The organism is Streptomyces sp. ISL-94 (assembly GCF_018614075.1).
In the GTDB taxonomy this organism is placed as follows: domain Bacteria; phylum Actinomycetota; class Actinomycetes; order Streptomycetales; family Streptomycetaceae; genus Streptomyces.
This window is the reverse complement of sequence record NZ_JAGGOZ010000115.1, coordinates 18,736-32,873: the sequence shown is the minus strand read 5'-3', so window position 1 is coordinate 32,873 and position 14,138 is coordinate 18,736. Positions and strand designations below refer to the sequence as shown.

Genomic DNA, 14,138 nt, shown 5'->3' with positions numbered 1-14,138 from the left:
TTCCGGCCACAGCACTAGGGTGGTCGGCATGGCACAGGAACAGGGGCGACCGGCCCCGAGGACCACGGGCCCCGAGGCCGCGAGCCCCAGCGCCGCGGGCCGTGGGACCGCGGGCCGGGGGACCTACGCGGTGGGCGACGCCCGGCGGCAGAAGATCCTCGACACCGCGGTCGAGCACTTCGCGCAGTGGGGCTTCCACGCCTCCTCGCTGGCCCGGATCGCGGCCGGCTGCGGGATCACCCAGGGCGGGCTGCTGCACCACTTCCGCAGCAAGGAGGACCTGCTGCTGTCAGTGCTCGCGCAGAGCGAGCAGCACGACGTGGAACGGCTGTTCAGCGCGTCGGCCGGATCGGTCGCCGCGCACTTCGACACCATCGTGGCCCTCGCCGCCGACAACGAGCGGCGGCCCGGCATCGTCCGGATGTTCAACACCCTCGTCGGCGAGTCCGGAAATCCCGGGCACCCCGCCCACGGCTACTTCCGGCAGCGCTACGCCCGCGTGCTCCGCCACACCGTCGAGCTGCTGGACGCGGGCGTCGCCCGCGGCGAGCTGCGGCCCGGCACCGACTGCGAGGCCGTGGGCCGGGAGATCCTCGCGGTCATGGACGGCCTCCAGATCCAGTGGGTGCTGGACCCCGGGAGCGTGGACATGCCGGCGCGGCTGCGGGCGTACCTCGACCGGCAGCTGCGGGAGATCGCCGCCGCCCAGGCCCCCGGCCCCGGCTAACCGTTCGTGAAGGGGGGCAGCGGGGCCAGCACCTTTTCCAGGGCCGGGGACAGGGCGCCCTGATCGGCGGCGACCTCGTACCCGCCGTGCACGAAGGCGTAGAAGAACCCGTCGAAGATCTGGGGGCTGCTCGTCGCGATGCGCGGCAGGCGGGCGAAGTCCGCCTCCTCCAGGGCAGCGCGCAGGGCGTCGAGATCCGCCGGCTTCAGCCGGCCGGAGCCCTCCGGCTGCGCCTTGCCGTCCAGCCGGGTCCACGACCCGTCGCCCTTGACGACGAGGACGTGCGTCTCGCCGGCGAAGCCGCCGCTGCGGCTGACCCGGACCAGGGTCTCCTCGGCGGCGGGCGGCTTGGAGGCGGCGGGAGGGGTGGGGCCGGGAGGCGTGGTCGGGGCGGCCGGCGTCGGGGCGGCCGTCGTGGACGCCGTGGCCGCCGGGGGCGCCGTGGCCGCCGGGGGCGCGTCACCGTCGTCGCCGGAGCCGGATCCCGGGCCGGATCCCGAGCTGGACGGCCCGCACCCCGCCAGGACCACCGCACTCAGCACCGCGGCCACCCTCACCGCCACCGCCCGGAACGCTCGCACACCCACCTCCGCAGGTACTCGGCCCACCCCCGAGTATGGAGTGCCCACACCCGTGACGACAGCACCAGGAGGCCGACATCCGCCGCATCGCCCCCTGGCGCGTGCTGCCCCCGCTGCTCGCCCTCCTCCTCGGCCTCTGGGGCCTGGAGCGCGGCGGCAGCATGTGGCGCGACGAATCCGTCACCTGGCAGGTCGCCCACCGGCCGCTCGGCGGGCTCGTGGAACTGCTGGGCCAGGTGGACGCCGTGCACGGCCTGTACTACCTCCTGATGCACGGCGTGTTCCTGGCCTGGGACGGCGGCGGATTGTGCGCCCTGCGCCTGCCCTCCGTCGCCGCCACCGCCCTCGCGGCCGCCGGGGTGGCCGCGATCGCCCACCGACTCGCGGGGGAGCGGGCCGCGCTGCTCGCGGGGCTGGTGTACGCCGTACTGCCGCCCGTGCAGATGTACGCCCAGGAGGGGCGCTCGTACGCCCTGGCCGCCGCGGCGGTGGTGTGGGCGACGTACCTGATGCTGCGCGAGCGGTGGACGGCGTACGCGGTGGTGCTGCTGCTCGGCTGCTGGCTCCACGAGTTCGCCGTACTGGCCCTGCTCGCCCACGGCTTCACCGCCTGGCGCTCGCGCGGCTGGCGGATCGCCGCCGGGGCCGTCGCCGCCCTGCTGCTCCCGCTGGCCCTGGTGAGCGCCCGCCAGGCCGCGCAGCAGCTCGGCTGGCTCGGGCGGCCGGGCTGGCAGGACTGGGCGGCGTACGGGGTGCTCGCGGGCGCGGTGCTGCTGCTCGCGCGGGGCGCCGGGGACCGGGACCTCGTACGGGTGGCCGTCCCCCTCGCCCTGCTGCCGCCCGGTCTGCTGATGGCGGTCTCACTGCTGCACCCCTGGTACGTCGACCGGTACGTGCTCTACGCGCTGGCCGGGCTCGCCCTGCCGGCGGGGGCCCGGCTCGCGGCCGCCCGCGGGTGGTGGCCGTGGCTGCTGGTGGGGGCGCTGCTCGTGCCGTTCGCCTTCTGGTCGGCGTGGCTGCGTACGCCCGAGAGCCGCAAGGACGACGTCCTCGCGGTGGCCGCCGCCGTCCGGGAACGGGCCCGGCCGGGGGACGCGGTCGTCTTTCTGCCGTCGCGGCGGCGTGAGTGGCTGCTGTCCTCGCCCCGGGTGTACGAGGGCCTGCGCGACGTGGCGCTGGACCGCTCCCCGGCCGCTTCCCACAGCCTCCAGGGCACCGAACTGCCCTCGGCGGAGATCCGCGAGGCGCTGATCGGCTCCCCGAGGGTCATCGCCCTGCTGGACCCGGCGGGGCAGCCCGTGGACCCGTACCCGCGCGAGGCGGTCAAGCGGCAGACGCTGGCGGCCTGGTTCGACCTGTGCTCGGTCACCGAGGTGCGCGGGGCCCGGGTGGCGGTGTACGCCCGGCCGGACGACTGCCGGTAGCCCTCCGGGCGGATGGGAGGGCGGGACGGCGGGACGGGTGCCCTGCGGGGCCCCGGCCGTGCGCCCGACGCGGCCCTGCCGGACACTGCCGACGGCCCTCCGGGCGGGTGGGAGGGACGGGTGTCCTGCGGGGCCCGGCCGTGCGCCCGACGCGGCCCTGCCGGCCGAAGACCGGACGCTGCCGACGGCCCTCCGGGCGGGTGGGAGGGACGGGTGTCCTGCGGGGGCCCGGCCGTGCGCCCGACGCGGCCCTGCCGGCCGAAGACCGGACACTGCCGACGGCCCTCCGGGCGGTGGGACGGGCTGCGGGCCCCGGGCGGGGTCCGCGCGGCTCCCGTACGCGCGCCCACGAGCGGGCCTGGCGGGCCGCAGCCCGGACACCTGCCGGTAGCCCTCTGGACGCGGACGCCGCGGCCGGGTCCTCGGGGCGAGGCCCGGGGCTCGGCCGGGGCCGGGGCGGAGGGAGGATGGGGCGAACCGTGCCGCACACAGGCGGCGGGCCGCGCCGCCGGGTATCCCGGGCGGGGGCCCGCCGCATCCTTCCGGAGGTGCCGAATGACCACGCCCGCGCCCGCGACAGCCGACTTCCCGCCCGGCCCGCTGGTCGGAGCCGACTGGCTGGCCGAGCGGCTCGGGGCGCCCTGGCTGGTCGTCTTCGACGCCTCCGTCGGCGCCCACCGCGGCGCCGGCCACCGCATACCGGGCGCCCGCCCCTTCGACCTCGACGGGGAGCTGTCCGACCACGCGGCCCCCGCCCCGCACACCATGCCCGGGGCCGCGGAGTTCGCCGAGGCGATGCGGGCCCTCGGCGTGGACGACACCTCCGCCGTCGTCGTCTACGACGGCGCAGGCATCTACTCCAGCGCCCGCGCCTGGTGGATGCTGCGCGCCATGGGATTCGACCGGGCCGCCGTCCTCGACGGGGGCCTGCCCGCCTGGACGGCCGCCGGACGGCCCGTCGAGCCCACCGCCCCCGCGTATGAGGGCCCGCGCGGCTCCTTCACGGCCCGCCCCCGCGCCGGGCTCCTGGTCGACGCCGCGGCCGTCACCGCCGCCCTGGCCGACCCCGCCGCGGCGGTCCTCGACGCCCGCACCCGCGAGCGCTTCGCCGGCACGGCCCCCGAACTCCGCCCGGGCCTCCGCGGCGGCCACATGCCGGGCGCGCTCAACCTGCCGTTTGGGGAACTCCAGCAGGACGGCGGCCTGATGCGGCCCGCCGGGGAGCTCCGCCAGGCCTTCGAAGCGGTGGCCGGGGATCGCGAACGGCTGTACTTCAGCTGCGGCTCCGGGGTGACGGCGTGTGTGCTCGCCCTGGGGGCGGACCTGGCCGGGTACGGGGAACTCGCCGTGTACGACGGCTCCTGGAGCGAGTGGGGCAAGCCCTCGGCGCTCCCCGTGGCCACCGGCGAGGCCGGTTCCGGCCGGCGCGCCTACGACCAGAACTCGTCGTAGGCGGGCGGGTCCGTAGTCATCACCCAGCCCTCCGTGATGAGTCCGTCCATGACGTGGAGGACGAGGGCGTAGTCCATGTCGAGGGTCTTGGCCTCACGTGACGCCGTGACATGGAGCAGCCCGACCATGTGTTCGTCGTTGGCGAGGACGTCGTGGAGCCGCGGACGATACGTGCCGCCCGTCAGCTCGAACTCCCGGCCGAAAAACGCGAACGTCGCTTCACGCCCCCGATGGTCTCCGGCCAGCGGATTCCTGCCCCCGATGTGCCAGACCACGTCGGGATGGAAGAACTCGGCGAGCGCATCCATGTCGCCCGCCGAGAAGGCGGCCAGAGTGCGGTGGAACAAGGCGATGTGCGGGTGATCGGCCATCAGTCCCTCTCACGTCCTCGTCGGGGAACGGATTCAGGCTCCGCCGCCACTGATCCCCGGGGCGACGAAGCGCCTGTGCAGGGGGAAGAAGTGCGGCTCGGGGTCGCTCTGCACGCCCAGCGCACCCTTGAGCACGGGCGCGATCCTGGCGGCGATGAACCGGTTGAAGTGGTCCTGCGACTCCCAGATGTCCAGCACGTCGAGACCGCCGTCGACGAACCACGCGGTGTGCAGCACGCACCCGTCCGGAGCGTCCTCCTCCCAGCGGGCCTTCTGGCGCACCGCGTCGTAGACGTCGGGGTGATCTCGGGCCAGGAAAAGGTCATCACGACTGCCATGGAGTACCTCTCGGTCGCATGGGCGCGCCGCAGGCGGGTGGCACGCGGCTTGGCACGTCGACGCTAAGAGGCCCGCCCCACCCCCGCACCTCCAGGCGGCCCGTCGGTGTCGCCGACGGAGGTGTTCGCCCCCGGCGAACGGCGGTTGGGGAACATCGGGGCGCGCACATGCATTGAGTCGGCATAGCTCAACTTCACTGCCGGAGGGAAGATCATGGCTTCGACGTCCGTACCGCTCACCCTGCCCGTGCTGCCGCTCGACGACGAGGTCGTGCTGCCTGGGATGGTCGTACCGCTGGATCTGTCCGACACCGAGGTGCGCGCGGCCGTGGAGGCGGCGCAGGCGGCGGCGGGGAGCGGGAAGCCCCGGGTGCTGCTCGTGCCGCGGGTCGACGGGAAGTACGCGGGGACCGGGGTGCTCGGGACCGTCGAGCAGGTGGGCCGGCTCTCCGACGGGGATCCCGGGGCGCTCATCCGCGGTCGCGAGCGGGTCCGGATCGGAGCCGGGACGACCGGGCCCGGGGCCGCGCTCTGGGTCGAGGGCGAGACCGTGGAGGAGAAGGTTCCGGATCCGCTGCCCGGGGCCGTCGCCGAACTCGTCAAGGAGTACAAGGCGCTCGCCACCAGCTGGCTCAAGAAGCGCGGGGCCTGGCAGGTCGTGGACCGGGTCCAGCAGATCGACGGGGTGTCGGCGCTCGCCGACAACTCCGGATACTCGCCCTTCCTGACGGTGGCCCAGAAGGTCGAACTGTTGGAAACCGGCGATCCGGTCGCCCGGCTCAAGCTCGCCATCCAGTGGCTCAGCGAGCACCTCGCCGAGCAGGACGTCGCCGAGTCCATCGCCAAGGACGTCCAGGACGGTGTCGACAAGCAGCAGCGGGAGTTCCTGCTCCGGCGCCAGCTGGAGGCTGTGCGCAAGGAACTGCGCGAGCTGAACGGGGAGAAGGAGGGCGAGGAGTCCGACGACTACCGGTCCCGCGTCGAGGCCGCCGACCTGCCCGAGAAGGTACGGGAGGCCGCGCTCAAGGAGGTCGACAAGCTCGAGCGGGCCAGCGACCAGAGCCCCGAGGGGTCCTGGATCCGGACCTGGCTGGACACCGTGCTCGAACTGCCCTGGAACGAGCGCACCGAGGACCGGTACGACATCCGCGGCGCCCGCGCCGTCCTCGACGCCGAGCACGCCGGGCTGAGCGATGTGAAGGACCGCATCACGGAGTACCTCGCCGTGCGCAAGCGGCGCTCCGAGCGGGGGATGGGCGTCATCGGCGGCCGCCGCGGCGGGGCCGTGCTCGCGCTCGTCGGGCCGCCCGGCGTGGGCAAGACCTCGCTCGGGGAGTCCGTCGCGCACGCCATGGGGCGCAAGTTCGTCCGCGTCGCGCTCGGCGGCGTACGGGACGAGGCCGAGGTGCGGGGACACCGCCGGACCTACGTCGGCGCGCTGCCGGGCCGGATCGTACGGGCCATCAAGGAGGCCGGGTCGATGAACCCGGTGGTGCTGCTCGACGAGATCGACAAGGTCGGCTCCGACTTCCGCGGAGACCCGGCGGCCGCCCTGCTGGAGGTCCTGGACCCGGCGCAGAACCACACCTTCCGGGACCACTACCTGGAGGTGGAGCTGGACCTGAGCGATGTCGTCTTCCTGGCCACCGCCAATGTGCTGGAGGCCATTCCGGAGGCGCTCGCCGACCGCATGGAGCTCGTCCGCCTCGACGGGTACACCGAGGACGAGAAGGTCGTGATCGCGCGGGACCACCTGCTGCCGCGCCAGCTGGAGCGCGCCGGCCTCGGCGCCGACGAGGTGGTCCTGGAGGAGGACGCCCTGCGCAGGCTGGCCGGGGAGTACACCCGGGAGGCGGGCGTCCGCACCCTGGAGCGGTCCCTTGCGCGACTGCTGCGCAAGGTCGCCTCGCAGCATGAGCTGGGGGAGCGGGAGCTGCCCTTCCGGGTCGGCGCCGACGATCTGCGGGGGCTGATCGGGCGTCCGCACCACGTGCCGGAATCCGCCCAGGACCCGGCCGAGCGGCGCACCGCCGTCCCCGGCGTGGCCACCGGCCTCGCGGTCACCGGCGCGGGCGGCGACGTGCTCTTCGTGGAGGCCTCGCTGGCCGACCCGGAGACCGGGGCCGCGGGGCTCACGCTCACCGGCCAGCTCGGCGACGTGATGAAGGAGTCGGCGCAGATCGCGCTCAGCTTCCTGCGCTCGCACGGCGCCGAACTGGAACTCCCGGTCGCCGACCTGAAAGACCGCGGCGTACACATCCACTTCCCGGCGGGCGCGGTGCCCAAGGACGGCCCGAGCGCGGGCATCACCATGACGACGGCCCTCGCCTCGCTGCTCTCCGGGCGGCAGGTGCGCACGGACGTGGCGATGACCGGCGAGGTCTCGCTGACCGGGCGGGTCCTGCCGATCGGCGGGGTCAAGCAGAAGCTGCTCGCCGCGCACCGGGCCGGGCTGACCACCGTCATCATCCCCAAGCGCAACGAGGCCGACCTGGACGACGTCCCGGCCGAGGTGCTGGAGGGACTGGAGGTGCACCCGGTGACCGATGTGCGCCAGGTGCTGGAGCTCGCCCTGTCCCCGGCGGAGGTGACCGTCACGGCGGCGGCGTAACGCCTGGCGGCAGTCGGGCAGTCGGGCAGTCGGGCAGCCGGGCAGCCGGGCAGCCGGGCGGCCGGGCGCGGGCGGCCGGGCGCGGGCGGGGCCGGTTCCGGCGGGGCCGGGCGCGCGCCGGGGCACCTCCTCGGGCGCCGAACGCGGCCAGGGGCCGGACGGTTCCGCGGCACAGCGTTCGGCGCCCTGCGGGGGCGCCCCGCCACACACGCGGCCCCGCCGTAACCGGGGGCGGGGGGCGCTCCGGCGGCCCCCGGTCCCTGGTGGTTCCGACCCCGGCCACGGCCCGGCCTCCCGCTCCGGCGGGGCCCCGGGCCACCGGCATGTCCGCTGCGAAATACTGGCCCCACCACACTGGCCACTGAAGGAGCGGGACGTGCACGCGAGCGAAGACCAGGAGTTCCTTGCCCTGGAGCGGGAGCTGTCCGTCTTCCTCCGGCGCGCCCGGGCCTCCTCCGGCGAGATGGCCCGCGAGCTCCACCCCGAGCTGGAACCCGCCGCGTACGGGCTCCTCACCCGCCTGGAAGCCGCCGGCCGGCAGCGGGCCACCGAGCTCGCCGCGTACTTCGGCGTCGGCAAGGCCACCATGAGCCGCCAGCTGCGGGCCCTGGAGGTCCTGGGCCTGGTCGCCCGCGAGCCGGACCCCGCCGACGGCCGGGCCTTCCTGGTCGGCCTCACCGACGAGGGCCGCGAGCGGTTCCTGCGCGTACGGGACGCCCGGCGCGAGCAGTACATGCGCAAACTCGCCGACTGGGACCGCGGCGAGGTCGCGGAACTGGCCCGGCTGCTCAACCAGTTGAACGCGGGAGCCGAGTAGCCCACCCGGCGTCGGCGCCGACGGGGCCGGGTGTGTGCCGGGGCGCCCCCGCAGGGCGCCGAACGCTGTGCCGCGGAACCGTCCGGCCCCTGGCCACGTTCGGTGCCCGAGGAGGTGCCCCGGCGCACGCCCGGCCCCGGCGGTGCTGACGCCCCCCGGAGCCGCAGCCCCGGCGGTGCCGGTCCCGGCCCCGGCGCCCGCCCGGCGTTACAGCTCCGCGTAGGCCGCCGACGCGTCGTCGTGCCGCTTGTACCGGGCCGGCGGCCGGTCCGGGTCGGACTCGAGGGCGCGGACCCGGCCGATCAGCCCCTCCGCGCCCTCCTTCCGCAGCACCGCCAGACACTGAGCCCAGTCGCCCTCCCCGAAGGTGTCCGTCCACCGGCTCGCCCCGTCCGTGAGCGCGGCCACCGCCCGGACCCGCTCCCGCGGCGTCCGCCCCGTCACCGCCCGGGCCGCCACCGCCGGGTCCGCGGCCGCCGTGAAGAAGCCGCCCTCCGCGTTCCGCAGGGCGTCCGTGGCGGCCACCGACCCCAGCGCCTGCCGCGGGATCCGGTCCAGCCGGTCGTCGAGCACCGCCGTCACCTCGCCCCCGGGCCCCTCCAGGAGCAGTACGGAGTCCGAGAGCACGAGGTGTTCCACGTACGCCTCGTCCCACCGGACCACGACCACCGTCGCCTGCGGCGTGCGGACGTGAGAAAGGTCACACGTCTCCCGGTGCGCGTCGGCCGTCGCGCGGACGGCCTCCGCCAGGATCCGGTCCAGCGGCATGTCCCGCCGCGATCCGGACAGTTCGGTCAATCGGCCGCCGAGCCGGGCCGCGAACCACGGCACCCCGTGGACGCACCCGTCCTCGCCGCGCGGCGGCGTGACCCCGTCCAGGGCGACCAGTACGCCGCCGCCCGAAGCGGGGATCGCGGCCGACAGCCAGTCCTCATTGGGGCGTTCCGGGTGGCCGGGGGCCGAGGCGAGGTCAATGCGCATACGGGCATTCTGCCGGTCGGGGCGCGCCGCACGCGGGCAGGTCCGTACCAATGGGAGAGAGGGAGGGAGCCCTCTCCGCCCGCCAGGCAGCGGGAGGCCGTTCGAAGGCCTTTCGGGCGCCAAGCGGAATGTGGGCGGGCATACTGCCAAAGCCCGCATCGATCTTTCAACCACCTGTCCACGGAAGTGCATCTGACACCACGTGTCCGAGTTGGTCGCCAACTCATCCGTGATGTTCACTCGTTCGAGTGGCCGGGTGGGCGATGTGCGGCTCTCTCCCCATCGCACTGCAAAGGTCGATGGCGGTACGAGGAGGCGGGGGGCGTTTACTTGTTGACCGGCCGTTACCTCGGCCACACGAGTAGACGAGTAAGAGCACACGTACAGGATTGCGAGCACCGGTGCAGAAGAAGCGGTCTCGGATGAACGGCACCGCCACCGACGGCCCGGCCCCCGCAGGACGCCGCGTCCGCGTGCGCCGCAGGCTGGTCGTCGGCGTCGCCGTCGCCGGCCTCACCGTCCTCGCGGCAGGCGCCCCCGCCGTCGTCTCCGCGACGCGGGAACTGAGCGACTCCCAGCGCCTGGTCACCCTCGCGGAACAGAACAGCCAGACCCTGACCCTCGCGCACCTCCTCGGCGACGAGCGCGACGCGGCCGTCGAGTACGCGGCCAAGGGCCGTCCCGGCGGGGCCAAGGCCGCCGTCCAGGAGCGCGCCGCGCGCACGGACCGGCAGCTGGCCGAGGTCCAGGCCGTGGCCGACGAGGAGACCGCCCGCGCCCTCGGCCGCATCCAGGCCGTCCGCACCGAGGCCGTCGACGGCAAGGGCAGCGCCCTCGCCGCCCACCAGGCCTACGCCGGCGTCATCACGGAACTCCTCGCCCCCGGCGACCGGCTCGCCGAGCTGACCCCGCCGCGCGCCGAGGCCGCCCTCGCCACCACCCGCCCGCTGGCCCCGCTGGGCCAGGCCGTGGAACAGGCCTCGGCCACCCGCGGACTGCTGCTCGCCGCGCTGGCCGTCCCCCGCGGCGACCAGCCCCCCAACTCCGCCGTGGTCGACGAGCTCACCACCGCCGCCCAGCGTGCGCGCGTACGGGAACAAGCAGCCCTGGACGACTTCGCGCGGGCCGCGCGCCCCGACGTACGCCAGACCCTCGCCGCCACCGTCACCGGCCCCGAGGTCAAGGCGGCCGACGACCACCTCAAGCGGCTCACCGACCGGCCCACGCTGTCGGCGGCCGACCGCAAGACCGACGGGGCCGCCGTCGGCTCCGCGCTCACCGCCCGCCTCGACCGGATGCGGTCCGTGGAGTCCACCCTGGCCGGCCAGCGCGCCTCCGCGCTCGCCTCGCTGCGCGACGACGACGTGACCCGGCTCGAGACGATGGTCGCGCTGATGGGCGTCCTGTTCCTCGTCGCCGTGGGCTTCTCGACCGCCGTGGCGCGCTCGCTGACCCGGCCGCTGTCCGTCCTGCGCCGCGGCGCCGAGCGGCTGGCGACGCCGGAGGGCTCGGTGGAGCCGGTGCGGTTCACGGGCCGCAACGACGAGTTCGCCGAGGTCGTACGCCACCTGAACGCGGTGCGCGACCAGACCGTCTCCCTCCACACCCGGATCGCCGGACTCGACGCCGACCGGCGCCGGATCATCGGCCGCAACGAGGCGCTGAACGCGAGCCGGGAGGTCCTGGAGGAGGAGCTGACGAACCTGCGGGCCGGGCTGGAAGAGCACCGCCGCATCATGTCGACGACTTCCGTCTCCCTGTCCCTGCGGACCCTGGGCCTGGTGGAGCGGCAGCTCGCGGTCATCGAGGAGCTGGAGTCCAAGGAGCAGGACCCGGACCGGCTCGCGACCCTCTTCAAGCTGGACCACCTGGCGACCGTCATGCGCCGCCACAACGAGAACCTGCTGGTCCTGGCCGGTCAGGAGCACGGCCACGGACCGGGGCTGCCGGTCCCGCTCGTCGACGTCATGCGGGCCGCCGTCAGCGAGATCGAGCGCTATGAGCGGGTCGAGCTGGCCGCGCTGCCCTCGTACACCCAGGTGGCCGGGCACGCGGCCGACGACATCTCGCACCTGCTCGCCGAGCTGCTCGAGAACGCGACGACCTTCTCGCCGCCGGAGGCCAAGGTCAAGGTCTCCGGATGGCTGCTGGACTCCGGCGACGTCGTGCTGTCCGTCGTGGACTCGGGCATCGGGATCACCGAGGACCGGCTGGAATCGCTGAACGCCCGGCTGTCCACCCCCGAGGCCTACGACGAGGAACCCGAGGCGGAACACGGGCTGGGGCTCGGCCTGTACGTGGCCGGCCGGCTCGCGGCGCGGCACGGGGTCACCGCGGAGCTGCGCGCCCCGCGGCACGGCGGCACCGAGGCGCTGGTCGTCGTCCCGGCGGCCCTCCTGCCCGCCACCCCGCCGGCTTCCCCGGTGCATGCGCTGGGCGTGCCGGGCGCACAGGGTGTGCCCGCGCTGCACCTGCCGGGCGCGATCGCGGAGGCGAACGAGAACACCCTGCCGAGCCGCTCGCGCGGAGCCGGGAATCCGGCGGTGGAGGCCGTGCTGCCGGAGGCGGCGGAGGCCGAAGGGTCCGTAGAGCCGGCTGAGGTGGCCGGGGCCGTGGGGGCCGTTGGCGCTGCTGAGTTCGCCGAGTCCGCCGAGTCCGCTGAGTTCGCCGGGCCCGCCGACGATGCGGCCGAGCCGCCCCCGGCTGCCGCCGAGGAGCCGGCCGCCGAGCTCCTGGCCCGTGTGGTGCCCGAGGTTCCGGATGCCGCGCCGGTGGACGGGCCGTTGCCCCCCGCCGACCAGGTCTTCACCGTGCCGGCCCCGGCGGCGGAGGCTCCGGCCGGGCCCGGTCCCGAGCAGCAGCTCCTCGCGCGGGTCGTGCCCGACGCGGAACCCGGGGCCTTCACGGCGCCTGACCCCGGCCCGGCGGACGCGGACGCGGTGTCCGATGCCGCGCCCGTGGCCGACGTACGGAAAACCGAGCCGGAGCCGGAGCCGCACACCCACGCCGCCGCCGAGGGGAACTGGCTCCCCCGCCAGGGCAGCCACCCCGCCGACCCCGTCGAAGCCGTCGAAGCCGTCACCGACAAGGGCCTGCCGAAGCGGACCCCGCGTTCCGTGGCCGCCGGCGGCCGCGCGGACGACGCACCGGCCCCGGCCGAGCCGCCGCGCCGCGTAGACGCCGACGAACTGCGGCGCCGCCTCGGCGGTTTCTACCAGGGCGCCCAGGACGGCCGGCGCGTCGTCGCCGCCGAGCTCGAACGGGACCGGGAGCACGGGCCGGACCGGGACCAGGACCACGCGCAGGACCGGGGGCAGGGGAACACCGACCAGGGGGACACCGCACAGGAGGCACGCACATGACCGCGCCCAGTACGTACGGACTGAGCACCCAGGCCCGCAACCTGCAGTGGCTGCTGACCGACCTGGTCGAGGAGGTACCCGGCGTCAACTCCGTCGCCGTCGTCTCCTCGGACGGGCTGCTGCTCCTGTCCTCCGACCCCGGAGCGGATTCCCCCAAGGAGCCCCGCGCCAAGGGCCCCCGGGGCGCCTCGGCCGACCTGGCCACCATCGTCTCGGGCCTCGGCAGCCTCACCACCGGCGCGGCCGCCCTCATGGACGGCGGCTCCGTCAAACAGACCATGGTGGCGATGGAGCACGGCTCCCTCTTCGTCATGGCCATCAGCGACGGCTCACTGCTGGGCGTGCACGCCTCCCCCGACTGCGACATGAGCGTCGTCGCCTACCACATGGCCCTGTTCGTCGGCCGCGCCGGCCACGTCCTGACCCCCGAAGTCCGCAGCGAGCTGCGCCAGTCGATGGAGAAAACCCCGTGAGGAGTCCGGCCTCCGACCGGCTGCCGATACGCGGCGCCGAGCGCCGCCCCGCCCGCGTCCGCCCGTACTCCCTCACGGGCGGCCGGACCCGCTTCACGCAGGTCCTGCACGTGGAGACCTTCGTCGCCGCCCTGGACACCAAGGCGTCGCAGCCGCAGAAGCCCGACCGCATGCCCGAGATGCCCGCCATCGTCGAGGTCTGCCGTCGCATGCGCACGATCGCCGAGATCGCGGCGCTGCTGAAGCTGCCGCTCGGCGTGGTCCGCGTCCTCGTCAGCGACCTCGCCGACCAGGGAAGGATCCGCGTCTACGGGACGGGCCACGGCACGGGCCGCCCCGAACGCGCGCTGCTCGAAAGGGTGCTCGGTGGCCTTCGCCGTCTCTGACCGTCCGGTGCCGTCGGCCGTGGAGGACGAGCCCGTCCAGCCCTGGCAGTACGACCGCTCCCGCGCGCCCGTCGCCGTCAAGGTGCTGGTCGCGGGCGGCTTCGGCGTCGGCAAGACCACCTTCGTCTCCTCCCTCTCCGAGATCGCCCCGCTGCGCACCGAGGCGTTGATGACCGAGGCGAGCGTCCCGACCGACGACCTCACCGGGACCCCGGACAAGCACACCACCACCGTCGCCATGGACTTCGGCCGCGTCACCCTCGACGACGACCTCGTCCTCTACGTGTACGGGACCCCGGGCCAGGAGCGGTTCTGGTTCATGTGGGACGACCTGGTGCGCGGCGCCATCGGCGGCATCGTGCTGGCCGACACGCGCCGGCTGCGCGACTGCTTCCCCGCCCTCGACTACTTCGAGAGCTGCGGGCTGCCGTACGCGGTCGCCGTCAACCACTTCGAGGGCTCGGCCTCGTACGAGCCCGAGGACGTGCGCGAGGCACTCACCATCCCGCCGGACGTACCCGTCGTGATCATGGACGCCCGGCGCCGCCACACGGTCATCGAAGCCCTGCTGACCCTTGTGGGCCACGCCCTCGACACCACACCGGAGTAGAGAAC

13 protein-coding genes are annotated in these 14,138 nt (G+C 74.9%); 9 read left to right on the top strand and 4 right to left on the bottom strand.

Annotation, left to right across the window (positions count from 1 at the left end; genetic code table 11):
- The coding region (locus J7E94_RS29830; RefSeq protein ID WP_308345522.1) for a TetR/AcrR family transcriptional regulator at window positions 1–727 on the top strand (727 nt) is incomplete at its 5' end.
- Here J7E94_RS29830 and J7E94_RS29825 read toward each other — a convergent pair.
- Window positions 724–1,308, bottom strand: coding sequence for a hypothetical protein (locus J7E94_RS29825; protein WP_215019919.1), 585 nt, complete (start codon window positions 1,306–1,308; stop codon window positions 724–726). The genes J7E94_RS29830 and J7E94_RS29825 overlap by 4 nt on opposite strands.
- A 101-nt stretch (window positions 1,309–1,409) precedes the next feature.
- Here J7E94_RS29825 and J7E94_RS29820 point away from each other — a divergent pair, with 101 nt between their 5' ends.
- Both J7E94_RS29820 and J7E94_RS29815 read left to right on the top strand, forming a co-directional pair.
- The gene (locus J7E94_RS29820; RefSeq protein WP_308345521.1) at window positions 1,410–2,732 is read left to right on the top strand and encodes a hypothetical protein; all 1,323 of its coding nucleotides are present in this window, start codon (window positions 1,410–1,412) and stop codon (window positions 2,730–2,732) included.
- 555 nt (window positions 2,733–3,287) lie between these two features.
- A complete protein-coding gene (locus J7E94_RS29815) occupies window positions 3,288–4,184 on the top strand; it encodes a sulfurtransferase (protein ID WP_215019918.1) in 897 nt (298 codons plus the stop codon).
- Here the strand turns inward: J7E94_RS29815 and J7E94_RS29810 are convergent.
- Window positions 4,163–4,555: a nuclear transport factor 2 family protein gene (locus J7E94_RS29810; RefSeq protein WP_215019917.1), complete on the bottom strand. Its 393-nt coding sequence runs from the start codon at window positions 4,553–4,555 to the stop codon at window positions 4,163–4,165. The genes J7E94_RS29815 and J7E94_RS29810 overlap by 22 nt on opposite strands.
- Window positions 4,556–4,588: 33 nt before the next feature.
- On the bottom strand, window positions 4,589–4,837 hold the full coding sequence (locus J7E94_RS29805) for a hypothetical protein (RefSeq protein WP_251057430.1): 249 nt from the start codon (window positions 4,835–4,837) through the stop codon (window positions 4,589–4,591).
- A gap of 270 nt (window positions 4,838–5,107) precedes the next feature.
- Between J7E94_RS29805 and lon the strand changes: the two genes are divergently transcribed.
- A complete protein-coding gene (gene lon / locus J7E94_RS29800; protein WP_215019916.1) occupies window positions 5,108–7,504 on the top strand; it encodes an endopeptidase La in 2,397 nt (798 codons plus the stop codon).
- A gap of 376 nt (window positions 7,505–7,880) precedes the next feature.
- Window positions 7,881–8,321, top strand: coding sequence for a MarR family transcriptional regulator (locus tag J7E94_RS29795; RefSeq protein WP_308345520.1), 441 nt, complete (start codon window positions 7,881–7,883; stop codon window positions 8,319–8,321).
- 207 nt (window positions 8,322–8,528) lie between these two features.
- Here the strand turns inward: J7E94_RS29795 and J7E94_RS29790 are convergent, their stop codons facing one another.
- The gene (locus J7E94_RS29790) at window positions 8,529–9,302 is read right to left on the bottom strand and encodes a protein phosphatase 2C domain-containing protein (RefSeq protein WP_215019915.1); all 774 of its coding nucleotides are present in this window, start codon (window positions 9,300–9,302) and stop codon (window positions 8,529–8,531) included.
- Window positions 9,303–9,724: 422 nt separating this feature from the next.
- On the opposite strand from J7E94_RS29790, the gene J7E94_RS29785 reads away from it, so the two are divergent.
- The 4 genes from J7E94_RS29785 to J7E94_RS29770 are packed head-to-tail and all read left to right on the top strand — an operon-like array spanning window position 9,725 to window position 14,133.
- The gene (locus J7E94_RS29785) at window positions 9,725–12,664 is read left to right on the top strand and encodes a nitrate- and nitrite sensing domain-containing protein (RefSeq protein WP_215019914.1); all 2,940 of its coding nucleotides are present in this window, start codon (window positions 9,725–9,727) and stop codon (window positions 12,662–12,664) included.
- On the top strand, window positions 12,661–13,137 hold the full coding sequence (locus J7E94_RS29780) for a roadblock/LC7 domain-containing protein (protein WP_215019913.1): 477 nt from the start codon (window positions 12,661–12,663) through the stop codon (window positions 13,135–13,137). The genes J7E94_RS29785 and J7E94_RS29780 overlap by 4 nt, the downstream gene beginning before the upstream one ends.
- On the top strand, window positions 13,134–13,523 hold the full coding sequence (locus J7E94_RS29775; RefSeq protein WP_215019912.1) for a DUF742 domain-containing protein: 390 nt from the start codon (window positions 13,134–13,136) through the stop codon (window positions 13,521–13,523). Before J7E94_RS29780 ends, J7E94_RS29775 begins: the two co-directional genes overlap by 4 nt.
- Window positions 13,504–14,133: an ATP/GTP-binding protein gene (locus J7E94_RS29770; RefSeq protein WP_215019911.1), complete on the top strand. Its 630-nt coding sequence runs from the start codon at window positions 13,504–13,506 to the stop codon at window positions 14,131–14,133. The genes J7E94_RS29775 and J7E94_RS29770 overlap by 20 nt, the downstream gene beginning before the upstream one ends.
- Window positions 14,134–14,138 lie beyond the last annotated feature (5 nt).